At 66.5% G+C, this 24,601-nt stretch carries 20 protein-coding genes; 12 read left to right on the top strand and 8 right to left on the bottom strand.

The features are described 5' to 3' along the window. Positions 1–73 precede the first annotated feature (73 nt). On the top strand, positions 74–1,084 hold the full coding sequence (locus tag BHK69_RS16365) for a bile acid:sodium symporter family protein (RefSeq protein WP_069691023.1): 1,011 nt from the start codon (positions 74–76) through the stop codon (positions 1,082–1,084). A 57-nt stretch (positions 1,085–1,141) separates the two neighbouring features. Here the strand turns inward: BHK69_RS16365 and BHK69_RS16360 are convergent, their stop codons facing one another. The 3 genes from BHK69_RS16360 to ccrA form a co-directional block, all read right to left on the bottom strand. Then, a complete protein-coding gene (locus tag BHK69_RS16360) occupies positions 1,142–2,830 on the bottom strand; it encodes an acyl-CoA dehydrogenase family protein (RefSeq protein ID WP_069693717.1) in 1,689 nt (562 codons plus the stop codon). A gap of 166 nt (positions 2,831–2,996) precedes the next feature. Beyond that, positions 2,997–3,881 (bottom strand): DMT family transporter, encoded by an 885-nt coding sequence (locus BHK69_RS16355; protein ID WP_069691022.1) that lies wholly within the window; start codon positions 3,879–3,881, stop codon positions 2,997–2,999. A gap of 343 nt (positions 3,882–4,224) precedes the next feature. Further along, on the bottom strand, positions 4,225–5,487 hold the full coding sequence (gene ccrA, locus BHK69_RS16350; protein WP_069693716.1) for a crotonyl-CoA carboxylase/reductase: 1,263 nt from the start codon (positions 5,485–5,487) through the stop codon (positions 4,225–4,227). Between the two features lie 429 nt (positions 5,488–5,916). Between ccrA and BHK69_RS16345 the strand changes: the two genes are divergently transcribed. Further along, positions 5,917–6,225, top strand: coding sequence for a hypothetical protein (locus tag BHK69_RS16345; protein WP_069691021.1), 309 nt, complete (start codon positions 5,917–5,919; stop codon positions 6,223–6,225). Positions 6,226–6,326: 101 nt separating this feature from the next. Here BHK69_RS16345 and ubiG read toward each other — a convergent pair whose 3' ends face one another. Next, positions 6,327–7,082, bottom strand: coding sequence for a bifunctional 2-polyprenyl-6-hydroxyphenol methylase/3-demethylubiquinol 3-O-methyltransferase UbiG (gene ubiG, locus BHK69_RS16340; RefSeq protein WP_069691020.1), 756 nt, complete (start codon positions 7,080–7,082; stop codon positions 6,327–6,329). A gap of 152 nt (positions 7,083–7,234) precedes the next feature. On the opposite strand from ubiG, the gene BHK69_RS16335 reads away from it, so the two are divergent. After that, positions 7,235–8,473: an aspartate kinase gene (locus BHK69_RS16335; protein ID WP_069691019.1), complete on the top strand. Its 1,239-nt coding sequence runs from the start codon at positions 7,235–7,237 to the stop codon at positions 8,471–8,473. A gap of 137 nt (positions 8,474–8,610) precedes the next feature. Here the strand turns inward: BHK69_RS16335 and BHK69_RS16330 are convergent, their stop codons facing one another. Further along, complete coding sequence (locus BHK69_RS16330) at positions 8,611–9,408, bottom strand: NAD(P)H-dependent oxidoreductase (RefSeq protein WP_069691018.1); 798 nt, start codon at positions 9,406–9,408, stop codon at positions 8,611–8,613. A 93-nt stretch (positions 9,409–9,501) separates the two neighbouring features. On the opposite strand from BHK69_RS16330, the gene BHK69_RS16325 reads away from it, so the two are divergent. From BHK69_RS16325 to BHK69_RS16285, 9 genes are all read left to right on the top strand, one after another. Further along, positions 9,502–10,428: a LysR family transcriptional regulator gene (locus BHK69_RS16325; protein ID WP_069691017.1), complete on the top strand. Its 927-nt coding sequence runs from the start codon at positions 9,502–9,504 to the stop codon at positions 10,426–10,428. A gap of 226 nt (positions 10,429–10,654) precedes the next feature. After that, entirely contained in the window at positions 10,655–12,004 is a 1,350-nt protein-coding gene (locus BHK69_RS16320; RefSeq protein ID WP_069691016.1) for a methyl-accepting chemotaxis protein, read from the top strand. Between the two features lie 161 nt (positions 12,005–12,165). Next, complete coding sequence (locus BHK69_RS16315; protein ID WP_069691015.1) at positions 12,166–13,731, top strand: GMC family oxidoreductase; 1,566 nt, start codon at positions 12,166–12,168, stop codon at positions 13,729–13,731. Between the two features lie 61 nt (positions 13,732–13,792). Continuing rightward, positions 13,793–14,836, top strand: coding sequence for a phosphotransferase family protein (locus BHK69_RS16310; RefSeq protein WP_069693715.1), 1,044 nt, complete (start codon positions 13,793–13,795; stop codon positions 14,834–14,836). Between the two features lie 12 nt (positions 14,837–14,848). Next, on the top strand, positions 14,849–16,123 hold the full coding sequence (locus BHK69_RS16305; RefSeq protein WP_069691014.1) for an acyl-CoA dehydrogenase family protein: 1,275 nt from the start codon (positions 14,849–14,851) through the stop codon (positions 16,121–16,123). 50 nt (positions 16,124–16,173) lie between these two features. Further along, entirely contained in the window at positions 16,174–16,731 is a 558-nt protein-coding gene (locus BHK69_RS16300) for a GbsR/MarR family transcriptional regulator (protein ID WP_069691013.1), read from the top strand. A gap of 89 nt (positions 16,732–16,820) precedes the next feature. Further along, positions 16,821–17,489, top strand: a complete 669-nt coding sequence (locus tag BHK69_RS16295) for a DUF4166 domain-containing protein (RefSeq protein ID WP_069691012.1) — start codon at positions 16,821–16,823, stop codon at positions 17,487–17,489. Further along, positions 17,486–17,914, top strand: a complete 429-nt coding sequence (locus tag BHK69_RS16290) for a thiol-disulfide oxidoreductase DCC family protein (RefSeq protein ID WP_069691011.1) — start codon at positions 17,486–17,488, stop codon at positions 17,912–17,914. The genes BHK69_RS16295 and BHK69_RS16290 overlap by 4 nt, the downstream gene beginning before the upstream one ends. Beyond that, positions 17,911–19,635, top strand: a complete 1,725-nt coding sequence (locus BHK69_RS16285) for a saccharopine dehydrogenase family protein (RefSeq protein WP_069691010.1) — start codon at positions 17,911–17,913, stop codon at positions 19,633–19,635. The genes BHK69_RS16290 and BHK69_RS16285 overlap by 4 nt, the downstream gene beginning before the upstream one ends. Before the next feature lie 18 nt (positions 19,636–19,653). On the opposite strand, the gene BHK69_RS16280 is transcribed toward BHK69_RS16285, so the two are convergent. Genes BHK69_RS16280 through BHK69_RS16270 form a run of 3 tightly spaced genes read right to left on the bottom strand, consistent with a single transcriptional unit; the run spans position 19,654 to position 24,508 of the window. Further along, positions 19,654–22,743 carry an efflux RND transporter permease subunit gene (locus tag BHK69_RS16280; protein ID WP_069693714.1) on the bottom strand — a complete coding sequence of 1,030 codons (3,090 nt, stop codon included), beginning with the start codon at positions 22,741–22,743 and terminating at the stop codon, positions 19,654–19,656. 44 nt (positions 22,744–22,787) lie between these two features. Next, the gene (locus tag BHK69_RS16275) at positions 22,788–24,005 is read right to left on the bottom strand and encodes an efflux RND transporter periplasmic adaptor subunit (RefSeq protein ID WP_069691009.1); all 1,218 of its coding nucleotides are present in this window, start codon (positions 24,003–24,005) and stop codon (positions 22,788–22,790) included. Positions 24,006–24,025: 20 nt separating this feature from the next. Further along, entirely contained in the window at positions 24,026–24,508 is a 483-nt protein-coding gene (locus BHK69_RS16270) for a MarR family winged helix-turn-helix transcriptional regulator (RefSeq protein WP_069691008.1), read from the bottom strand. Positions 24,509–24,601 lie beyond the last annotated feature (93 nt).

Raw genomic sequence — 24,601 nt, 5'->3', positions numbered from 1 at the left:
TAGCATATCATGTGGCGTTCCGTCATAAGCCGAAATGCGGGATATAGCGGCCCTCAATCAAGGAGTGCTCCCGATGCGATCCCTGCTCGCCCGCTTCGCGCCAGATCCCTACATCATGGCGCTGCTCGGCACGGTCGCCTTCGCCTCCGTCCTGCCGGCCCATGGCGAGGGTGCCCATGTCATCGGCCTCGTCACCAACCTCGCCATCGGCCTGCTGTTCTTCCTCTATGGCACGCGGCTTGCGCCCAGCGCGGCGCTGGAGGGCTTGCGCCACTGGCGGCTGCACAGCCTCGTGCTGGCGGCGACCTTCCTCGCTTTCCCGGCGATCGCCCTGCTCCTGCGCCTGCTGATGCCGTCCCTGCTGACGCCCGGGCTGTGGGCGGGACTGATCTTCCTCTCGGTGCTGCCCTCCACCGTGCAGTCCTCGATCGCCTTCACCTCGATCGCCGGCGGCAATGTTCCAGCCGCGCTCTGCGCGGCCTCGGCCTCCAACCTCATCGGCATCGTGATCACGCCGCTGCTGGCGGCGCTGCTCCTGACCACGCAGGGGCACGGCTACCAGGCCGGCGCTGTCGGCGACATCCTGGTGCAATTGCTGCTGCCCTTCGCCGCCGGCCAGCTGCTGCGGCCCTGGATCGGCGGCTGGATCGCCAGCCACAAGCGCATGCTCGGCTTCGTCGATCGCGGCTCGATCCTGCTCGTCGTCTACACCGCCTTCAGCGAGGGCGTGACCCAGGGCATCTGGCACCAGCTCGATCTGGAGCAGCTCGGCGCGCTCGTCCTGGTCAATGTGCTTCTGCTCGCGACCGTGCTCGCCGGCACCCGCCTGCTGTCGCGCGCGCTCGGCTTCTCCCGGCCCGACGAGATCACCATCGTCTTCTGCGGCTCGAAGAAGAGCCTCGCGAGCGGCCTGCCGATGGCGAGCATCCTCTTCGCCGGCCAGTCGGTGGGCCTGATCGTGCTGCCGCTGATGCTGTTCCACCAGATCCAGCTCATTGCTTGCGCCGTGCTGGCGAAGCGCTATGCCGCAGCGAACGCGCCGGCGCCTGTGTTGGCAGGCAGCGAGGCGGTGGCGCGAAGCTGACGCGTCAAGGAGCTTCTTTCAGAGGCTGCGCCGGAAAAGAAACCGGTTCCAGCCCCCTCACCCCTCCACCAGCCTGCGCGCGATCACCTGCGCCTGGATCTCCGCCGCGCCCTCGAAGATGTTGAGGATGCGCGCGTCGCAGAGCACGCGGCTGATCGGATATTCCAGCGCGAAACCGTTGCCGCCATGGATCTGCAGCGCGTTGTCGGCTGCGGCCCAGGCGACGCGAGCGCCCAGCAGCTTGGCCATGCCGGCCTCGAGATCGCAGCGGCGCTCGGCGTCCTTCTCGCGCGCAGCGAAATAGGTGAGCTGGCGGGCGATCAGGATCTCGACCGCCATCATGGCGAGCTTGTCGGCGACGCGCGGGAAGGCGATCAACGGCTTGCCGAACTGGATGCGGTCCTGGGCGTATTTCAGGCCGAGATCGAAGGCCGATTGGGCGACGCCGACGGCCCGCGCCGCCGTCTGGATGCGAGCGGCCTCGAAAGTCTGCATGAGCTGCTTGAAGCCCTGTCCTTCGACGCCGCCGAGCAGGTTTTCCGCCTTGACCTCGAAGCCGTCGAAGGCGAGCTCGTACTCCTTCATGCCGCGATAGCCGAGCACCTCGATCTCGCCGCCGGTCAGGCCTGCAACCGGGAACGGGTCTTCGTCCGTACCGCGCGGTTTCTCGGCGATCAGCATGGAGAGGCCGCGATAGCCGGCCGCATCCGGGTCGGTGCGCACCAGCAGCGTCATGATGTCGGCGCGGACGGGATGAGTGATCCAGGTCTTGTTGCCTGAGACCTTCCAGACGGCCGCATCCCCCTGGCCATGCTTCACCGCCTTGGTGCGCAGGCTGGCAAGGTCCGAGCCGGTGTTGGGTTCGGTGAAGACGGCCGTCGGCAGCACCTCGCCGGCAGCGAGCTTGGGCAGCCACTTCTGCTTCTGTGCGTCCGTGCCGCCGCAGAGGATGAGTTCGGCCGCGATCTCGGACCGCGTGCCGAGCGAACCGACGCCGATATAGCCGCGAGACAACTCCTCCGAGACGACGCACATCGAGACCTTGGAGAGGCCCATGCCGCCGAATTCCTCGGGGATGGTCAGGCCGAAGACACCGAGCTCGGCCATCTTCTCGACCACCGGCATCGGGATGTAGTCGTTCTCGAGGTGCCATTCATGGGCGTGGGGCGTCACTTCGGCGGCGCAGAAGCGGCGCATCTCGCTGCGGATCGCCTCAAGCGTCTCGTCGAGGCCGGGATCGCCGACGCTGATCAAGCCATGGTCCTGGCTGAAGAGCGACACGAGGCGGGCGCGGTTCTCAGGCGTATTGCCTTCCGCGATCAGCGTCTCGGCCGCGTCCGAACGGGCAGCAGTGATCGCCTTGGCCGGGAGCCCGAGCGCGCCAAGCCGCACAATCTCGCCTTGGCTCATCGGGATGCCGCCGAAGATCTGCGCGGCATATTCGCCGGCGCCGATGCGGATGGCGTAGTCCTCGGTCGCACCGTAGCGGCCCTCGGCCTGGAGGCGCTCGCCATAGGCCTTCATCTCGCGCAGCGCCATGACATAGGTCGCAAGCCAGGAGAGACCGTGAGCGGCGTGCTGTTCGGCTTCGAGCTTCGCCGCGGAAATCTTGCCGTCGATCGTGACCTTCTGGCGCACCGCTGCGATCGCCTGCTCCAACAGCGTCTCGAAGCCGGGCAAGGCCGCGGCGATCAGGTTGATCGCGCTGTCAGGCATTCCGGATGCGGCGGCAGCGTTCGCGCTCATGATTTCTCTCCCTTTGTTGCGACGCAGCATAGGGCGAGTTTTCCAAAATCAGAAATGCCTCTTTGGGCGCAAAACGTCATTGCGAGGAGCGACAGCGACGAAGCAATCCAGGGGGACTGAACCCTGTCCCCCTGGATTGCTTCGCTGCGCTCGCAATGACGGTGGATTACTTTCGGCTCGCCAGCACGACGCCCACAACCGTCACCACCACGCCGGCGATCTGAACCGGCGACAGCGCCTCGCCGAAAAGAATCCAGGCTTCGCCCGCGACCAGAACCGGCACGAGATAGAGGAAGGTCGAGACGCGCGAGATCGCGCCGCGCCGGATCATCATCAGATAGAGCCCGACGCCGCCGAGCGAGAGCGCCAGCACCGACCAGGCCAGCACCAGGATCATGGTGAGGTTCCACTCGATGCGCATCGGCTCCAGCGCCCAGGCGAAGGGCAGCGTCACGATGAAGGCGGTGCCGTATTGCATGGCCGTGACCGTGCGCAGATCGCCCGAGACGATGCGGGCCTTCTGGTAGAAGGAGCCGAAGGTCACCGCGAGCATGGCGAGGACATTGATTGCAACCGGCAGCACGATGCCCAAAAGTGCCGCGGGTTCGACACCGACAAGCTTGGGCTCGAGCACCAGCGCGATACCGAGGAAGCCGCAGAGGATGCCGACCCAGCGGATCGGCGATATCCGCTCGCCTACGAGCGCCGGCGCGAACAGCGCGGTCAAAATCGGCTGGAGGCCCGCGATCAGGCCGGAAATGCCGGTCGGCAGACCGTTGCGGATCGCCCACCACAGGCCACCGAGATAGGCTGCGTGCAGCAGGACACCGGTGACGATGCAGTCGATGATGGCGCGCCGGCCCTTGGGCCAGGGCGCGCGCAGCGCGAAGGCGAGCCCCGCAAGCAGCACGCCGGCGCAGGCGAAGCGAATGGCCAGGAAGGTCAGCGCATCCGCATAGAGCGCCGAATAGCCGGCGACGACCCAGCCTGACGACCAGAGGAAGGTGAAGATGACGGGCGTGAACCGCAGGAACAGGGCGGAATCGAGCATGGGAACCGGCTTTCGGATGCCAGCCTGTAAAGCGGACGGCCCGGCCTGTCGCCCCATGTGGACGCGCATAAGCCATGTGCGGACTGATGCGCCGCGCTATTCGCCTCCTGCAAAAAAGCCCAGCGCCGTCTCGGCCGCTCCGGCAACCCGACCAATGCCGGGCTCTACCTGACCGCGATCATCTTCATCAGCCTGGTCAGCCTCTGGGGCTGCCGACGCTTGGGCGTGCGGTAGAATTGGGTGTGCGCTAGAATTGGTCGTGCGCTAGGATTGGGAGTGCGGTGAGACCGGGAGCAGGAAGCGCGCCTGACGCTCTGGCCGCCCTCTGCCCGCGCCGTCAAGCTCACCCCGCCAGCGCCTCCGCCACATCCTCATAGGTCCGCAGGCCCGTGCGCGGCGCTGTCACCAGCACCGCCATATTGCCCGGCGCATGCTCGTTCTTCCACATCTTCTGATGGGCGAGCGGGATCTTGTCCCAGGGGAAGACCTCGGACATGCAAGGGTCGACGCGGCGGTCGAGCACAAACTGGTTCGCCGCACTCGCCTGTTTGAGATGGGCGAAATGCGAGCCCTGCACGCGCTTCTGCCGCATCCAGACATAGCGGGCATCGAAGGTTATGTTGAAGCCCGAGGTACCGGCACAGAACACGATCATGCCGCCGCGCTTGGCGACGAGACATGAGACCGGGAAAGTCGCCTCGCCGGGATGCTCGAAGACGATATCGACATCCTTCTTGCCCGTGATGTCCCAGATCGCCTTGCCGAACTTGCGGGCCTCCTTGGTCCAGTCGTTGTATTCGGGGCTGTTGACCGTGGGCATCTGGCCCCAGCAGTTGAAATCCTTGCGGTTGATCACGCCCTTGGCGCCGAGGCCGAGCACGTAGTCGCGCTTGCTCTCGTCGGAGATCACGCCGATCGGGTTGGCGCCGGACGCCGCACAAAGCTGCACGCCGAAGACGCCGAGACCACCCGACGCACCCCAGATCAGCACATTGTCGCCGGGCTTGATGGTGTGGGGAGCGTGGCCGAAGAGCATGCGATAAGCGGTCGCCAGCGTCAGCGTGTAGCAGGCGGCCTCCTCCCAGGCCAAATGCTTCGGCTTCTGCATCAGCTGGCGCGACTGCACCCGGCAGAACTGGGCGAAGGAGCCATCCGGCGTCTCATAACCCCAGATGCGCTGGGATGAGGAGAACATCGGGTCGCCGCCATTGCACTCCTCGTCGTCGCCATCATCCTGGTTGCAATGGACAATGACCTCGTCGCCGACCTTCCAGCGCTTCACCTTGGTGCCGACAGCCCAGACGATGCCGGAGCAATCCGAACCCGCGACATGCAGCGAGCCCTTGTGGACGTCGAAGGGCGAGATCGGCTGGCCCAGCCCCGCCCAGATGCCGTTATAGTTGACGCCGCCGGCCATCACGAGCAGCAGCACCTCCTCCTCGCCGATCGCCCAGGTCGGGATCACCTCGATCTGGAAGCTCTCGATCGGCGGGCCGTGGCGCTCGCGCCGGATCGTCCAGGCGTACATGTTGGCCGGTACATGGCCGAGCGGCGGCAGTTCGTTCAGTTCGTAGAGATCCTTGAGCGCGGCCTGCGGCTTGGACATCGTCGTCTCCCTGTTCTTGTTCGCCGGCGGCTTATCGCGCGCGCTCGACTGCTCCCTATGGCTAGGCAGGTGATGATGCCGCGTCATGCTGCGCTGCGCCATCCCCCTAAGGAATTATACTGCAGCGCAAAAACGAACCGCATTTTCACCGGCGCCCTCCGCTTGCCGCATGCTACCGCATCAGACCAAATACGATATGCGGTCTGATGCGGTAGCGCTTTGATTTGGCATCGGCTTGTTCCGAAAACCGGTTCCCACTTTTCGGGCCGATGCTTGTTTTGATCTTGCATCGGCTTGTTCCGAAAACCGGTTCCCACTTTTCGGGCCGATGCTCGCTTTGATCTTGCATCGGCTTGGTCCGAAAACCGGTTCCCACTTTTCGGGCCGATGCTCTAGCATCTGCCGCCTGCCGACAGGATTCCCCCCGCGATGCGCGCTTATTCTCTGATGCTCGGCCTGCCCGATATGGCGATGCCGCAAATGCTCGTCCTGATCGCCATCATCGTCACTGCGGCCTTCGCGCTGGCCTGGATCGCCGACGCCATTCTCGGCGATGGCGGCTTCGGCGTTTTCTTCAACGCGGTGATCCTGCTCATCGGCGCCTTCATCGGCGCGCTGGTCTGGAAGCGCCTGGGCTATGCGATCGGCACCAGCCCGCAGGCCACGGCCGCCATCGTCTCCACCTGCGCGGGCATGGCGCTGCTGCTGATCGGCGGCGTGCTACGCCGCTGGATGTAATGTTTTCTACCTTGCCTCGGAACCAGACCGTCATTCCGGACAAGCCGCCCCCGGGACGACGCAGTGGTTCCGAGGACAGGCAGTAGGTCCCGGGAAACCCGTCAGGCCGGTTTGTAGGCCGCCAGCATGTAGTTGACGTCGGTGTCGCGCGCGGCCGACCAGCGGTCGGCGAGCGGGTTGTAGACCACGCCAGTGCTCTCGCCGAGATCGAGCCCACCGGCCTCGATCGCCGCGCCAAGCTCGTCGGGCGTCACGAACTTGTTCCAGTCATGCGTGCCGCGCGGCAGCCAGCGCAGCACATATTCCGCACCGACGATGGCGAGCGCGTAGGATTTGAGCGTGCGGTTCAGCGTCGCCATCACCAGGAGGCCGCCGGGTTTCACCGCCTGGCAGCAGGCCGCCACAAAAGCATCGACATCGGCGACATGCTCGACGACCTCCATCGCCAGCACGATGTCGAAGGTTCGGCCCTGCGCAACCAGCGCCTCAATCGTCTCCTGGCGATAGTCGATCGCCAGCCCGCTCTTCCCGGCATGGGCGCGCGCCACGGTGATGTTGGTCGGCGCCGGATCGAGCCCGGTCACTTGTGCGCCCAGCCGCGCCAGGGGCTCGGAGAGCACGCCGCCGCCGCAGCCGATATCGACCAGGGTCAGGCCGTCCAGCGCCGTCAGCGTCTTGGGATCACGCGAGAACTGCGCACAGGCCAGGTCGCGAACGAAGCCCAATCGCACCGGATTGAACTTGTGCAGCACCGCCATGGGGCCTTTCGGATCCCACCAGGTCTTGGCGATGGCCTCGAAACGCGCGACCTCGGCAGGGTCGATCGTCGAGCCGTCGCGCTGAGCCGTCGCCGCCATGGCCTTGTTCCTTCCTCTAATCAGAAGCTGACCCGCATCGCATTGACAGTCCGGCCGCCGCCCGTCATCTACACCGGCCTCGCGTAGGGCGCGAGGGTGACCTTTCGTCCCGGCTCGTCCGGGACTGTTGATTTGAGAGCCTCTGGACCGCCATGGCCCGTCTGGTGATGAAATTCGGCGGAACCTCCGTCGCCACTGTCGAGCGCATCAAGAACGCCGCCCGCCATGTGAAACGCGAGTTCGACGCCGGCCATCAGGTCGCGGTCGTGGTCTCGGCGATGTCCGGCAAGACCAACGAATTGGTCGGCTGGAGCAAGGAAGCCTCGGCGCTCTACGATCAGGCTGAGTACGATGTCGTCGTCGCCTCGGGCGAGCAGGTGACCTCGGGCCTGATGGCGATGGTGCTGCAGGAGCTCGGCCTGCCCGCCCGCTCCTGGCAGGGCTGGCAGATTCCGATCTACGGCTCGGACGCGCATGGCTCCTCGCGGATCGAGGCGGTCGAGCCCGCCGGCATCCTCGCCGGCTTCGACCGCAATCGCGAGATCGCGGTCTGCTCCGGCTTCCAGGGCGTGCACGCCTTGAGCAACCGTATCGTCACGCTGGGACGCGGCGGCTCCGACACCAGCGCGGTTGCGCTCGCGGCCGGGCTGAAGGCCGATCGCTGCGACATCTACACCGATGTCGACGGCGTCTACACCACCGATCCGCGCGTCGTGCCCAAGGCCCGGCGCATGGACAAGGTCTCCTTCGAGGAGATGCTGGAGATGGCCTCGCTCGGCTCCAAAGTGCTGCAGGTGCGCTCGGTCGAGATCGCCATGGTCCAGCGCGTGCCGACCTATGTGCGCTCCTCATTTGACGACCCCGACAATCCGAAATCTGGTACTCTTATCTGCGACGAGGACGACATCGTGGAACAGCAGATCGTCACCGGCATCGCGTTTTCGCGCGACGAAGCCCAGCTCACGCTCCGGCGCGTCGCCGACAAGCCCGGCGTGGCGGCGGCGATCTTCGGCCCGCTCGCCGATGCCAACATCAATGTCGACATGATCATCCAGGTCGTCTCCGACGATCAGGCGACGACCGACATCACCTTCACCGTGCCGACCGCCGATTACGAGCGGGCGAAGACGCTGCTGGAAAGCCGGCACGCCGACATCGCCTATCAGTCGCTGCAAGGCGCGACCGATGTGGTCAAGATCTCGGCGATCGGCGTCGGCATGCGCAGCCATGCCGGCGTCGCCGCGCGCGCCTTCCGGGCCCTGGCCGAGAAGGGCATCAACATCCGCGCGATCACGACCTCCGAGATCAAGTTCTCGGTGCTGATCGACGCCGCCTATACCGAGCTTGCGGTGCGCACGCTGCACTCACTCTACGGGCTCGATGCCGCGTAGGCCTGCGGGCCTTCACGGCGCCGGTACAAGCAACCCTCCAGCATCAGACCGAATATCGCGTTCGGTCTGATGCTGGAGGGTTTTGATTTTGCATCGGCTTGTCCCGAAAACCGGTTCACACTTTTCGGGCCGATGCTTTAGCCAGCTGCGCCCGCGCCATTCAGATGCAGCGCGAAGCCCGTCGCATCCGGCTCGCTCAGCTCGGGGCGCAGCTGCATGCTCGGGACCAGATAGTCGCCGCCATTCTGCGGCCGATAGCGGATGGTTGGGGTGGTCGCGAGTGTCCGCATCCTCTCGCGCAGGCGCTCGGCAACGGGCTCGAAGCCGGCCTCATCGAAACGATCGACTCTGTAGGCCACGAACGGCGGGAGCACGTCGTACCCCGGATAATAGAGGATCCCGTGATTGATCGGGAACAGCAGATCGTCGATCGGCCCGTTGATCCCGCGGGGGGCGTAATGCTCCTCCCAACCGCCGGCGGTCACGACCAACATTGCGCGTTTCCCCGCGAGGGTTCCCTCGCCGTAGCGGTCACCCCATCGCTGATCGCTGTGCTCGCCGACGCCATAGGCAAAGCCGTAGGCGAACACCCGGTCGACCCAGCCCTTGAGGATCGCCGGCATGGCGAACCACCAAAGGGGAAATTGGAGGATCAAGGTATCGGCCCACAGGAGCTTCTCGATTTCGGCTTTGACATCGTCAGTCAACGTGTTGGTGTCGAAGGCCTTTTTGGACGCCGCGACCGGTATGAACCGTCCGTCCGGCGCCAGCGAGGGGAAGTCGGCACGGTCTACCTCGGATTTCCAGCCGTCGGCGTAAAGGTCTGAAATCCGCACCTCATGGCCCTGGGCCTTAAGCTCCTCGATGGCGACGTCGCGCAACGCGCCGTTGAGCGAACGCGGCTCTGGATGGGCGAAGACAAACAGGATTTTCATGGTTCAGCGATCCCGGTGGGTTGATTGGCATTCAAGTAGCCAGAGCCCATGCGTTCCGTTAGATGTTGGCAATGCATAAGATTATGCCGGATTATGGATAGATCTGACGTCACGCTCGAACGCATGCGCAGCTTCGTCCGCGTCGCCGAGCGCGGCAGCCTGTCGGCGGTCGCGCGCGAGCTCGGGGTCGGGCAGTCGACGATCACCCGGCATCTGCGCGAGCTCGAAGAGGCCGTCGGCGTGCCGCTGCTCAGCCGGACCACCCGGCGCGTTACGATGACCGATGAAGGCGGCCGCTACTATGCCGACTGCATCCAGATCCTGCGCCTGGTCGAGCAGGCCGGCGACGAGGCGCGGGGCACGCGCGGCGCACCGGTCGGCACGATCCGGATCTCCTGCACCGCGGCGTTCGGGGTCCTGCACGCCAGCCGACTGATCTTCGCGTTCCAGGATCGTTATCCCGAGATCGGGGTCGATCTCAGCCTCACCGACGAACGCGTCGACCTTGTCCGGGAAGGCGTCGATATCGCGCTGCGCCTGGGCCCGCTCAGCGACAGCTCGATGAAGCTCAGGGTTCTCGGCCAATGCCGGCGCCTGCTGGTGGCGGCGCCGGATTACCTGGCGGCGCGCGGGCGGCCGACGACCCCGCGGGATCTCTCCGGCCATGAAGGCATCCGGATGTCGAATGTGGCGGGCAGCGACACGCTGACCCTGCAAGGGCCGGACGGCGCGCGCCATGTCGTGCCCCTCAGTGGGCGTTTCCGGGTCGACCACGGGCTTGCCGCGCGCGAGGCCCTGGCCGCCGGGCGCGGCATCGGCCCGACCCATCAATGGCTGGTCGGCGATCTCCTGGCGGCCGGCCGGCTCGAGGCGATCCTGCCCGACTATACGCTGCCTTTCGTGCCGCTGAGCCTGCTGATCGTTCCCGAGCGCGCCGGCATCGCCCGGGTCCGGCTGCTGGTCGACTTCCTCGCCCACGAGATCGGCGGCATTCCGGGGATCGAGACGCCGCGGTCCTAGAGCCGGATCAATGCGAAAAACCGGCACCCACTTTTCGCATCCTGCTCTTGCGTCAGATGGAGTTCCCGCCCAGGGCCACAGGTTCATTCATAGGCACGACGCAGCTTAAAATACGTGCAGGCAAGTTCCGGGATTCATTAAGACTTTGATGGGATTGTCTGAGCGGGGTCAAACTTTCAGGCTGCAGCATTCCTTGGACCGTAATCCGAAAACCGATTCATCGGGAGTGAAGCCTGTCGCCATCACCGGCACAGCCGTCGAGCGTCTCCTGCTTGCATCCGGCGTCGACGACCAGGCCCGTGTGATCGCCCGCTCCCTGCTGCCGACACTCTCTGCCAAGGCCGGCGATGCCTGCCACGCCTATTGCGACCATCTCGAGCGCTCGGTCGCCGATATGAAGCCCCATGTCGCCGAGCACCGCCAGGCGGTCGTCCAGGCCGAGGAACAGCATCTCAAGACCTTGTTCGGCGGCGAATTCGGCGAGGATTACGTCGCCTCCCTGAACAAGGCGGCCCTGACCGAGTTCGGCGACGCCCTGGGCATCCGCACGCGGCTGGGTACGACGCTGCGATTGATCGATCCGCTCTTCAAGGAAATCGGTCGCCGCCGGCGCTTCAGCAGCCGCAAGGCGATCGAGGAATGCGCTGCCCTGACCCGGCTGATCCTCTGCGACGCCATCGCCGCGACCTCCTGTCATCAACGGGCGAGCCGCATCAACCTGACGCAGCGCGAGAACCAGCTCCATCTGGCCGCCTCGTCCTTCCAGAACAACATCGTCCAGCTGTCGGAGAGCCTGAAGACGGCCGCCACCACCTTGAGGAACTACGCCGCGACCAGCCATTACCGCAGCGGCCAGGCGGACCGGGAAGCCACGCTTGCGGAGGATGCGGCGCGCGACTGCACCCAGCGCATCACCAGCACGGTCACGGCGACGAATGATCTGGTGCAGGCGCTCGACCATGTCAGCAGCGAGGCGCAGCAGAGCTTCTCGATCACCGGCCAGGCCGTCGCCGATACGCGCGAGGTTACCGCGTCGATCGCCGTGCTGGCGGAGGCTGCCGGTCGCATCGGCTCGATCGTGACCCTGATCCAGCAGATCGCGACCAAGACCAACCTGCTCGCCTTGAACGCCACCATCGAGGCGGCGCGCGCCGGCGAGGCCGGCAAGGGCTTCGCGGTCGTCGCCGGCGAGGTCAAATCGCTGGCGCACCAGACCGCCAGCGCCACCGCCGAGATCTCGACGCAGATCGCGCAAGTGCAGTCAGCGACCGAATCCTGCGTCAGCCATGTGAACTCGATCAGCCTGACCATCGCCCGGCTGGAGGAATCGTCTGCCTCGATCGCCCAGACGGTCCAGCAGCAATCGGCCGCCACGAACGAGATGGCCGTCAACACGCAGGAAGCCGCCACCAGGACGGAGGAAGGCCTGCTCTCGGCCCAGGCCGCGCGGATGTCGATCGGCGACGTCACCAAGATGTCGATCGAGCTCGACAGCGCCGCCGTCCAGGTCGAGGCCTCGGCCGGGATGATCAGCGACCTCGTCACGCATTTCCTGTCGAACCTGCGTGCGGCCTGAGGCTAGACAATGTCCGCGTTCCTCCGAATCGCGGAAATTCTCTAGCTCTTTGTTTTATCGCATTTTCCCCGCGCAAACGCTTCGCGTTTGCGCGGGAGAACCGGTGTCCACTTCGCTCGACAATGCTCTATCCTCCGCGACGCGTCCTTCGCGGAGTCTCCATGATCGAGAGCGACTACGACTACATCATCATCGGTGCGGGCTCGGCCGGCGCGGTCATGGCCGCGCGGTTGAGCGAGAATCCGGCGGTCCGCGTGCTGCTGCTCGAAGCGGGGCGCGATTTCCGCACGGCGGAGACGCCGGAGCATATCCGCATCCCCAATCCGATGCGGGCGATCGCCGACGACGATTATCGCTGGCCGCAACTGATGGCGCGCCGGACGGAGCGGCAGGAACCCAAGCTGCTCTGGCGCGGGCGGGCTGTCGGCGGCTCATCGACCATCAATGGGCAGATCGCGATTCGCGGCGTGCCGGATGATTTCGAGCGCTGGGCGGCGCAAGGCTGCACCAGTTGGGGCTGGGCCGATGTCCTGCCCTCCTTCAACCGGCTCGAAACCGATGTGAATTTCGGCGATGCGCCCTGGCATGGCGATAGCGGGCCGATCCCGGTCTATCGCGCGCCCGAGGCGCAATGGGGGCGGGTCGACCGCGCGCTGAAGGAGGCTTCGCTGGCTCTCGGCTATGGCTGGTGCGAGGACCACAACGCGCCGGAAGGCACGGGCGCCTCTCCCTATGCGATCAACAGCAGCAACGGCATCCGCGTCTCGACCAATGACGGCTATCTGGAGCCGGCGCGCGGGCGCGCCAACCTGACCATCATCGGCAACGCCCTGGTCTCCCGGCTCAAGGTCGAGGGCAATCGCCCGCATGTCAGCGGCGTCGAGGTCCGCCTCAACGGCGAGAGCTTCTCGCCGCGCGCCACCCGCGAGGTCATTCTCTGTGCGGGGGCGATCCATTCGCCCGCCATCCTGCAGCGCTCCGGCATCGGGCCGGCCGCACTCTCGGCTTCGCTCGGCATCCCCGTCATCGCCGATCTGCCGGTCGGCGAGAACCTGCTCGACCACCCGATCCTACCGCTGTTCCTGCGCCTCAGGGAGACCGCGATGGTCGACACGCCGATGCACCGCCACACCAATTGCTGCCTGCGCTACGGCTCGGGCCTCGGCGGCGCGGGCGAGAACGACATGATCGTGATCGCCGGCAACCTCGCCTCCTTCGGCGGCGGCGACCTCACGCTCGGGCGGCTCGCCGTCTCCGTCTACCAGGCCTTCAGCCAGGGCCGCGTCCGCATCACCACGACGGATCCGGGCATCGACCCGCAAGTGGATGAGCGCATGCTGTCCGACGAGCGCGACCTCATCCGCATGCGCGACGGCGTGCGCCGGGCCGAGGCGCTGGCCGCGACGGAGGCGGTGAAGGCGATCGCCTCGCGCGTCGAATACGGGCTGTCTGGACGCTCGATCGAGCAGCCATTCGATGCGGCAGAGCTCGACGCCTGGCTGTTCGAGGAATGCTCGGACGCGCAGCACGCCAGCGGCACCTGCCGGATGGGCGCAGCGGATGATTCCCGCAGCGTCGTCGATCCGCATTGCCGCGTGATCGGCTGCACGGGCCTGAGGGTGATCGACGCCTCGATCATGCCGGAGGTGGTGCGCGCCAACACGCATCTCAGCACGGTGATGATCGCCGAGAAGATGGCGGCAGAGATCGGCGGCGCCAGAATTTGAAACCCGGCCTGCGCCGATCGTCGCGTTGACCTCCCCCTCCGGCCTCACGATGATGCCGGGCATGACGACCGGCCCAACCTCGGCAGCCCTGGAATTCGACCCCGCGCGGCTCGACGCCTTCCTGCGCTCCGCCCTGCCCGGCCGGACCGGCGGCGCGATGGCGCTGGAGCGGATCAGCGGCGGCCAGTCGAACCCGACCTTCTTCCTGTCCTATCCGGATGCCGGCACGCGGCTGGTGCTGCGAAAGAAGCCGCCGGGGCCATTGCTGCCCTCGGCGCATGCGGTCGAGCGCGAGTACCGCATCCTCACGGCGCTGGCAGGCTCGCATGTCCCCGTGCCGCCGGTGCTGCTGCTGCACGAGCAGGATGATGTCGTCGGCACGCCCTTCTATCTGATGGAGCGGCTGGAGGGCCGCGTCTTCCACGACACCGCCTTGCCCGGCGTTTCCAGCGATGATCGCCGCGCCCTGTATTTCGCCATGGCCGATACGCTGGCCGCGCTGCATCGCTTCGACTGGCAGGCGGCTGGCCTCGCCGATTTCGGCAAGCCCGGGAACTATTATGCCCGCCAGCTCAGGCGCTGGGGCGGACAATGGCGCGAGACCAAGACTCGGCCCATCCCGGCGATCGAGCGCGCCATCGACTGGCTGAGCGAGAATCTCGACGAGAGTGCGGACACGACGATCGTCCATGGCGATTTCCGGCTCGGCAATCTGATGTTCGCACCCGACCGGCCGCAGATCGTCGCCGTGCTGGACTGGGAGCTCGCGACGCTCGGGCACCCGCTCTCGGATGTCGCCTTCTCCTGCCTGCCCTGGCATTCGACGCCGACGATGTATGCCGGCATTGTCGGGCTCGACCGCGCGGCGCTCGGCATCCCGACGCAGGCAGAATATCTTGAGCGCTATTGCGCCGCCGCCGGGCGCACTAGTGGGCCCGGGCGCTTCCACCTCGCCTTCTCGCTGTTTCGTTTCGCCGTCATTCTCGACGGTATCGCGGCCCGCGCGAAATCGGGCAATGCGGCGGCGGAGAATGCGGTCGCGGTCGGCGCGATGGCGGAGAGTTTCGCGCTGCGGGCTGACGCCGTGATCAACGACAAAAGCTGAACGAGGACCGCCATGGATTTCGCCTATTCCGACAAGGTCGAGGCCCTGCGGGCAAAGCTCCAGGATTTCATGGATGCCCATGTCCAGCCGGCCGATGCCGCCTGGAAAGATGAGGTCGAGGCCGGGCGCTATCCGATGGCGCTGATCGATGGCTTGAAGGCCAAGGCCAAGGCGGCCGGCCTGTGGAACCTGTTCCTGCCCGCCTTGAAGGCGGACGAGCCCGGCACAAGGCTAAGCAATCTCGAATATGCACCGCTCGCCGAGATCATGGGGCGGATCTACTGGTCCTCGGAGGTGTTCAACTGCAACGCACCCGACACCGGGAACATGGAAATCCTGCACATGTTCGCAACGCCCGAGCAGCGCTCGCGCTGGCTCGTGCCACTGATGAATGGCGAGATCCGCTCCTGCGTCGGCATTACCGAGCCCGGCGTCGCCTCGTCGGACCCGACCAACCTGCAGACCACGATCATCCGCGACGGCGACGACTACGTCATCACCGGCCGGAAATGGTGGACGACCGGGGCGCTGCATCCCAACGTCAAATTCTGCATCGTGATGGGGCTCTCGGATACGCGCCCCGAGGCCGATCCGCATAAGCGCCATTCCATGGTGATCGTGCCGATGGATGCACCCGGCCTCACCGTGATGCGCAACCTGCCGCTGCTGAACCATTTCTCTCCCGAGGGGCACACCGAGACCGATTTCGACCATGTCCGCGTGCCCGCCGCCAATATCCTGGGCGAGGAAGGCGCGGGCTTCGCGCTGGCGCAGGCGCGGCTCGGACCCGGCCGCATCCACCATTGCATGCGCTCGATCGGCCAATGCGAGGTCGCGCTCGAACTGATGATCGAGCGCGCGCTGCAGCGAAAAGCCTTCAGCCGCCAGCTCGCCGACTATGCCAATGTGCAGGACTGGATCGCCGAGGGGCGCATGGAGATCGACCAGGCCCGGCTGCTCTGCCTGCGCGCCGCCTGGATGATGGACACTCACGGCAACAAAGCCGCGCGTGTCGAGGTCTCCGCCATCAAGGTCGCCGCGACCCGGCTCCAGACCCGGATCGCCGACCGCGCCATGCAGGTCTTCGGCGCCGGCGGGCTCTCCAACGACACGCCGCTGGCCTTCATCTACTCCTGGGGCCGGGCGCTGCGCTTCATCGACGGCCCCGACGAGGTGCATCTGCGCACCATCGCCCGCGCCGAGATCAAGAAGCGCCAGGGCGCCAACCGCTCGACCTTCGCCGAGCAAGGGGTCAAGGCGCCCTATCAGAAGCCGGCCGCCGAATAGCTCCCGAGGAGAGGCTTGCGCCGGCCGGCGCCTTGTCTTATATTTCTGTCATGACAGAAATCACAGACACGAGAGAAGAACTCCCCGAACCGCTCGAGGCCTTCATCCTGCAATGGGGCGATCTCGGCGGACAGTGGGGCGTCAACCGCTCGATCAGCCAGATCCACGCCTTCCTCTATCTGGCCGAGCGGCCGCTGACCGCCGAGGACATTGCCGAGAGCCTCGACATGGCCCGTTCCAACGTCTCCAACTCGATCAAGGAATTGCTGGGCTGGAACCTGATCCGGCGCGTGCCCATGCGGCAGGACCGGCGCGACCATTTCGAGGCCGAGACCAATGTCTGGGAGATCGCGGCGCGCATCGCGGCCGGCCGCAAGCAGCGCGAGATCGACCCGGCGCTGACGGCGCTGCGCAATTGCGTCGAGAAGGCAGACCATGACCCAAAGGTCACCCCGGTCGCGCGGCAACGCCTGCACGACATGCTGGAGTTCACCGCCGCGCTCGACCGCTGGTACGGCCAGATGCTGTCGATCCCGCAGGGCAAGCGCGACATGCTGATCCGGCTGGGATCGAAGATCGCCTCCTTCCTCCCCGGAGGAAAGGGCTGAAACGGGCGGGTTTGGAGCGTTTTCGAGCGAAGCGGATACTGGTTCGCGTGAAGACAACGCGTTGAAACAAAGAGCTGGAGCAAGCCACCATGTCGGCTCATGCACACAGGCAGACACAAGAGCCCGCCGGGCATGCCACGACGCCCGCCCTTACCGATCTGCGCTTCCGCGCCCTGCTAGGCACCCGGTCATGGAGCGACCTTCCCGCCGACGTCCAGCGCCGCTTCTCCAAGCGCTTGAGCGGCAACGCCGCCGCGGCCTATGTCGGGCGGATCACCGAGCTGCGCATGAACCGGGCCGGGCGCATCCTGTCGCAGGCGCTGCGCCTGATCGGCGCGCCCTTGCCGATCTGCTTGGATACGGACGTCGCCAGCGTCGTCACCGTGACCGAGGATGCCACGACCGGCGGCCAGGTCTGGACCCGGCTTTACGCCAAGCAGGCCGGCTTTCCGCAGGTCATCCATTCCGCCAAGCGCTTCTCGGGCCCGACCGGGCTGGAGGAGTATATCGGCTTCGGCATCGCGATGGCGCTGACGCTCCATGTCGAAGGCGGGACGCTGCTGTTTCGCAGCGCCGGCTACAACCTCCAGCTCGGCCGTTTCCGGCTGCCCTTGCCCGCCTGGCTCTCGCCCGGCGCGCTGACCGTCAGCCATGCCGAGACCGGCCCCGGCGCCTTCGCCTTCACGCTGCACCTCGCCCACCCGCTCTTCGGCGAATTGCTTGATCAGACCGGGCATTACCGGGACCAGCATTCATGAGCCAGCCTCCTGGGAACACCCCGCTGATCTGGCTCTATGACGGCGTCTGCGTGCTCTGCTCGGGCGGCGTGCGCTACGCTTTGCAGCATGAGCGCGACCAGGCGATGCGCTTCGTCGCGATCCAGTCGCGCGAAGGGCGCGAACTGGCGCTGGCCCATGGCATCGATCCCGACGCCCCCGAAAGCTTCCTGTTCATCGAGAACAGCGTCGCCTTGCCGAAATCTGACGGCGTGCTCGCTTTGATCAGGCATCTCGGCGGCCCGGCGCGGCTGCTGCTGGCGGGGCAATTCTTGCCGCGCGCCCTGCGCGACTGGCTTTATGACCGCATCGCACGCAACCGCTATCGCCTGTTCGGCCAGAAGAGCTCCTGCGAGATGCCCGATCCGGCCCAGCGCCACCGCTTCAGCCTGCCCGAGGCATCATGACGACCAAACGCGTGCTGCTGATCGGCGGAACCGGCGTCTTCGGGCAAAGGCTCGCCCGGCATCTTGCCGGCATGGACGGGCTCGACCTCACCATCACCTCGCGCAGCCAAGCCAAAGCGCGCGCGCTCGCCGACAGCATCGCGACCGCCGCGACGACGACCATCCTGGGCATCGGCCTCGACCACCGGCGCGATCTCGACTCGGCGTTGGCGATACTCTCGCCCTGGCTGGTCATCGACGCCTCCGGGCCGTTCCAGGGAGCAAGCTATGACGTTCCGCGTGCCGCGCTGACGGCCGGCGCCCATGTCGTCGATCTCGCCGATGCGCGCGACTACATCCTCGGTTTCGGCCCGGCGCTGGACGGCCTCGCCCACGAGCGCGGGCTCGTCGCGCTCGCCGGTGCGAGCTCGACGCCAGCCTTGTCCTCGGCTGCTGTGACAGCGTTGACCGAAGGCTGGCGGCGCATCGACACGCTCGACATCACGATCACGCCCGGCGGGCGCAGCGAGGTCGGCGAGGCGGTGATCGCCGCGATCCTGAGCTATGCCGGCAGGCCTATTCCGATCTGGTGCGAAGGCGAACTCCAGGAGACGCATGGCTGGGTCGATGGGCGGCGGGTGGCGATGCCGGGTCTCGGCTCGCGCCGGGTCGCGGCCGTCGAGACGGTCGATGCGCAATGGCTCGGCCCGCGGCTCGATGTGCGCTCGCGCATCGCCTTCCAGGCCGGCCTCGAATCGCCGATCGAGCAGTTCGGCATCGGCATGCTGGCGCGATTGCGCAAGCGCGGCTGGCTCGGCGAATTGAAGCCATTGATCCCGGCCCTGCTGGCGGGGCGCAGGCTGACGCGGCTGCCGACCTCCGATCGCGGCGGCATGCTGGTCGAGGCGACGGGGCTCGATGCGAACGGCGAATTGCGGACGGCGCGCTGGTCTCTGCTGGCCGAGCAAGGCGATGGGCCGCATGTCCCGACGCTGCCCGCTGCGGCCGCATTGCGCGCCTTGCTCGCAGGGCAGATCGCGCCCGGAGCGCGGCCGGCAGCCGGTGCACTGACGCTCGCCGCCATCGCGGCTGAAATGACGCCCTATGCGATCAGCACGCATCGCCAGACGACAAGTCATGGCGAAGCGGTCTTCGAGGCCGCCCTCGGCGAGACGGCCTTCGCGGCGCTGGCCGCGCCGCTCCAGGCTCTGCATGGCAAAAACGGCCCGCCGGTCTGGCATGGCCGTTCCGAGATCGAGACCGGCGACGGCTTCATCGCCCGGCTGCTGCGCAAGATCATCGGCCTGCCGCCTGCCGGCCGGGACATCCCGCTCACCTTCTCCATCGAGCGCATCGCCTCCCCCTCCGGCCCGGCCGAGCTCTGGACGCGAAACTTCGGCGGGGCTCGGTTCTCGTCGCGGCTCTCGACGGATGCCAAGGGCGCGCTTTTCGAGGCGTTCGGGCCATTATCCTTCAGGCTCGACCCGGCCGCGCGCGATGGCGGGCTCGCGCTTCCCGTCGCAAGCCTGCGTTGCCTGGGCCTGCCCCTGCCCGCGTTCCTGCTGCCGAAGTCAGACGCGCTGGAATATGCCGACACTGAGGGGCGCTTCCGCTTCGACGTGAAGCTGACGCTGCCCTTCATCGGGCTGCTGACGCACTATAAGGGCTGGCTGCTGCCCGCCGACGGCGCAGACGAGCCTCGTCTGGAGGCGGTGCGCGCCACATCACATTCGGTGGGCTGAAACGCGGAGCCCCCACTCCTACTCCGCCGGAGCGGGATGGGCGTGCGCGGCCGCCTCTCCCAGCTTCTTCTTGCGCGTGAACAGCCAGTCGAGCCCGTTCGAGAGCCGCTCCATGTAGAGGAACAGCACCGGGGTGATGAACAGCGTCAGCACCTGCGAGATCATCAGCCCACCGACCACGGCGATGCCGAGCGGCTGGCGCAGCTCGGCGCTGGCGCCGGCGCCGAGCGCGATCGGCAGCGTGCCCATCAAGGCCGCGAGCGTCGTCATCAGGATCGGCCGGAACCGCATCACGCAGGCCTGGTGGATCGCGTCCTGCGGCGTCTTGCCCTCGCGTTTCAGCACGAGCGCCACGTCGATCATCATGATCGCGTTCTTCTTGACGATGCCGATCAGCATCAGGAGGCCGATGATGGCGATGACCGAGAGATCGAGCCCGAAGAGCCTGAGCGCACCCAGCGCGCCGATCGCGGCCGAGGGCAGCCCGGTCAGGATCGTCAGCGGATGGATGAAGCTCTCATAGAGGATGCCGAGCACGATATAGATCGTCAGGATGGCACCCGCGATCAGCAGGCCCTGATTGGCGAGCGAATCCTGGAAGGTCTTGGCCGTGCCGGCCAGCGTCGTCGAGAGCGATTTCGGCAGGTTGATCTCGGCCTTCAGCGCCTCGATCTTGGTGACGCTGTCGCCGAGCGCGACGCCCGCCGGCAGGTTGTAGGAGATCGTCACGGCCGGGAGCTGGCCGAGCTGGTTGACGGTGAGCAGGCCCGTCGTGCGCTCGACACGCGCGAAGGCGCTGAGCGGCACCAGATTGCCATTGCTGGCGCGGATGCGGATCTGGTCGAGCTTGTCGGCCGACCAGCCGCCCTTGGGATCGAACTCGACGATGACCTGATAGCTGTCGCCGGTGGTGTAGATGGTCGAGACCTGACGCACGCCGAAGCCGGAATAGAGCGTCGAGCGCAGGATGTCGGAGCCGATCTTGAGCTGGTTGGCCTTGTCGCGGTCGATCACCAGCGTCGCTTCCGCCGCGCTGTTCTGCAGATCGGTGGTGACGTCGATGAAGGTCGCGGGATCACGCGCCATCGCGTCGGCGAGCTTCAGCGACCATTCGTTCATCAGGCCCTGGTCAAGCCCCTGCACGACGAGCTGATACTGGCTCTTGGAGGCGCGCGCTCCGATGTTGAGGTTCTGGACCGGCGTCATATAGGCGGTGATACCGGCGATCGGCGCGAGATCGCGACGCAGGCCGGCAAGCACCGCCGGTAGCGGCGGCCGCTCGTTCTGAGGCTTCAGCTCGACAAAGAGGCGGCCGGCATTGAGGGCCCCGGCATTGCCGCTGCTGCCGCCGACCGTGGAGGCGACATGGGCGACGAAAGGCGAGCGGCTGAACACATCCGCCACCTGCGCCTGGAGCGCCTGCATGGCCGGGAAGGAGACGTCCTGGCGCGCCTCGGTCGCGACCTGGAGCTGGCCGATATCCTCCTGGGGGAAGAAGCCCTTGGGCGCGCTCTGGAGCAGCCAGACACTGAGAGCAAGCGTTCCGAAGAAGGCCAGCAGCATCACCGGCTGGAAACGCAGGCACACCGTCAGCGCCCGGTCATAGCCACGCAGGATGCCGTCGAACCCCGCCTCGAGCACGCGTCCGAAGGCGTTTTCCTTGTGGTGCTCCGAATAGCCGCTCAGCAACCGCGAGCACAGCATCGGCGTCAGCGTCAGCGAGACGAAGGCCGAGGCCAGGATCGAGACCGTCACGACCACCGCGAATTCGTTGAAGATGCGGCCGATGACGCCGCCCATCAGCAGAACCGGGATGAAGACCGCGACCAGCGAGAGCGAGATCGAGATGATGGTGAAGCCGATCTCGCCCGCGCCCTTGAGCGCCGCCTCATAGGCCGGGATCCCGTCCTCCTCCATATGGCGGACGATGTTCTCCAGCATCACGATGGCGTCGTCGACGACGAGGCCGACCGAGAGCGTCAGGCCGAGCAGCGAGATGTTGTCGATCGAGAAACCGAAGGCATACATCGCCGCAAGCGTCGCGATGATCGAGATCGGCACCGCCACGGCAGGGATGAAGGTCGCGGCGAGGCGGCGCAGGAAGGCGAAGATCACCATCACCACGAGGCCAATCGTCAGCAGCAAGGTGAACTGGACGTCGTCCACGGCCATGCGGATCGAGACCGAGCGGTCGTTCAGCAGGGATAGCGAAGCCGCAGCCGGCAGTTGCTCCGAGAAGGCCGGTAGCATCGCCTTGACCTTGTCGACGACCTCGACGGTGTTGGCATCGGGCTGGCGCTGCACGGCGAGAACCACAGCGGGCATGCCGTCATAGGCGCTCGATGTCAGCGAATTCTCGACGGAGTCGATGACCTTGGCGACATCGCCCAGGCGCACCGGCTTGCCGTTGCGGGTCGCGATGATGACGTTGGCGAACTGCGCGGCGTCGGCCAGCTGGGTGCGGGCCTGGATGGTGAGCTGCTGGCTGGTGTTCTGCAGCGTTCCGACGGGCGTGTTGGCGTTGGTCGCGGTGATCGCCGCCTGCAGGTCGTCGACGCCGATGCCGCGCGCGGCCAGCGCGATCGGGTCGATCTGGATGCGGACTGCGTATTTCTGGCTGCCGAAGATCAGAACCTGCGCGACGCCATCGACCGTCGAGAGCGCCGGCGAGATGACCTGCTGGGCGAAGGCATCGAGCTGCGAGAGCGGCACGACATCGCTCTTCAGCGCCATCAGGATGATCGGCGCATCGGCCGGGTTCACCTTGCGATAGCTCGGCGGCGTCGTCATCTCGAGCGGAAGCTGCTTCTGGGCGCGGGTGATGGCGGCCTGCACGTCGGCGGCGGCCGCATCGATATTGCGGTTCAGCACGAACTGGATCGCGATCGAGGTCGACCCCTGGGCGTTCGTCGTCGCGATCGAATCGATGCCGGCGATAGTGGCGAACTGCTTGACGAGCGGCGTCGCAACCGAGGTCGCCATGGTGTCGGGCGAGGCGCCGGGCAATTGCGCGGAGACGTTCACCACCGGGAATTCCGCCCGCGGCAGGGCCGCCACCGGCAGGAAGCGATAGGCAAACAGCCCCGCCAGCACGAGCGAAGCCGACATCAGGATCGTCGCCACCGGGTGGCGGATGCAGAAGCCGGAGATGTTCACGACTTGGCTCCCTGCGCGATGGGCGTGCCCTGCGCGGCCGGATCGGCCGGCGCGCTGTCCTTGGCGGCGCGCTCACGAATGCGCACGCCCGTCTTGAGCCGCATCTGGCCGTCGGTGACGACGCGCTCGCCGGGCTCGAGCCCCTCGCTCAGCGCCGTACGGTCGCCATCGCTCAGCGCCACCTTGATCTGGCGCAGCTCGGCCGTCTGGTCGGCCTTGGCGACATAGACATAGGCGCCCTTCTGGCCGGTCTGGACGGCGACGGTGGGAACGACCGTCGTGCCCATCAGGGTGTCGGCGGCGATCTCGACATCGACATACTGGCCGGGCCAGAGCGCGAGGTCGTCATTGCTGAAGGAGCCCTTGGCCGTGATCGTGCCCGAGGTCATGTCGACAGTGGAATCGACGAAGTTCAGGGTTCCCTGAGCGGACGGCTTGCCGGAATCGGGCACGCTCGCCGTCACGGGAACGGCGCGGCCGGAGCCGAGCGCCCGCTGCAGCACCGACAGGTCGCGCTCGGGCAAGGTGAAGGTGACCCGCAGCGGCTTCATCTGGGTCAAGGTGACGAGGCCCAGACCGGTGCTGTTGGCTCCGACGAGATTGCCCGGCGTGACCTGGACCGCGCCGGCCCGGCCGTCGATTGGCGCCAGGATGCGGGTGTAGCCGAGCTTGAGCTTGTCGGCGTCGAGCGTCGCCTTGTCGGAGAGGATGGTCGCGGCAGCCGAGCGCTCATCGGCCGTCGCCTGGTCGACCGATTGCTGCGTGCCGGCATTCTTGACGAGCAGTTGCTGATAGCGCGCGAGGTCGGCCTCGGTGCGCTTATGGACCGCCTGATCGCGGGCGATCGCCGCCTCGTCCTTCTCGATCTGCGCCTTGAGGTCGCGGTCGTCGAGGGTGAAGAGCAGGTCGCCAGCCTTGACGAACTGGCCGTCGACGACGTGCTGCTCCATGAGCTGGCTGTCGAGCCGCGACTTCACCACGACGCTGGCCGGCGTCTCGATGAAACCGATGGCGCGCTTGCGCACCGGCATATTGGCCCGCTCGGCCAGCGCCGTCACCACGGCGACAGGAGCGCCCTCGCCGTTGCGCCCGGCACGGGCCGAACGCGCACCGTCACCGGGATCGACGGCGCCACGAGACGTCGTGAACCAGGCGCCGGTCGAAACCGCGACCGTGGCCAGGAGAGCAATCGAGAAAAGGGTCTTGCGCTGCATCGGTGAGTGGCTCCGGGGGATCAAGCGGCGCTGTCGGCGAGATTCGCCGCAAGCTGTGTCAGGCGTTCTTGTTTGTGCAGGCGGATGCGTTCGCTCACCGCGGCAAGCGTCTCCAGCGTCGTGATGATCGCTGCCTCCTCGACGCCATCCAGCACTTCGCCGGCGATCTCGCCGCGCACCGTGTCGAGATCATCGACCAGCGCGCGTCCATCGGGCGTCAGATGCAGGAGGTAGGCGCGTCGATCGTTCGGGTCTGGCCGGCGTTCGACCAGTTTCTGCTGCTCCAGCCGGTCGAGCAGCCGCCCCACCGAGATCGGCTGGACGTCAAGCTGCTCGGCCAGAGCGGCCTGGTTGAGGCCTTCCTGGCGGCGCAGGCGCCCGAGCACGCCCCATTGCGCGCGGGTCGTGCCATGCTGATGGGCGCGCTGGTCGACATAGGCCCGCAGGAGCCGCGCGGTCTCGACCAATTGGAACGTCAATTCACGCTTCAGGGGGCGCTTCATCTGCCGTGCCTCATATCATAAGCCTGCTTACGATATGAGCGGCGATTGCGGCGATTTCTGGATCGCCTTCGCAGTTGCACAATTTCCCGAGCG

It is taken from the genome of Bosea vaviloviae, from assembly GCF_001741865.1.
GTDB classification, from domain to species: domain Bacteria; phylum Pseudomonadota; class Alphaproteobacteria; order Rhizobiales; family Beijerinckiaceae; genus Allobosea; species Allobosea vaviloviae.
Note: the sequence above shows the minus strand (reverse complement) of the source record. Positions and strands in the feature narration are given on the sequence as shown.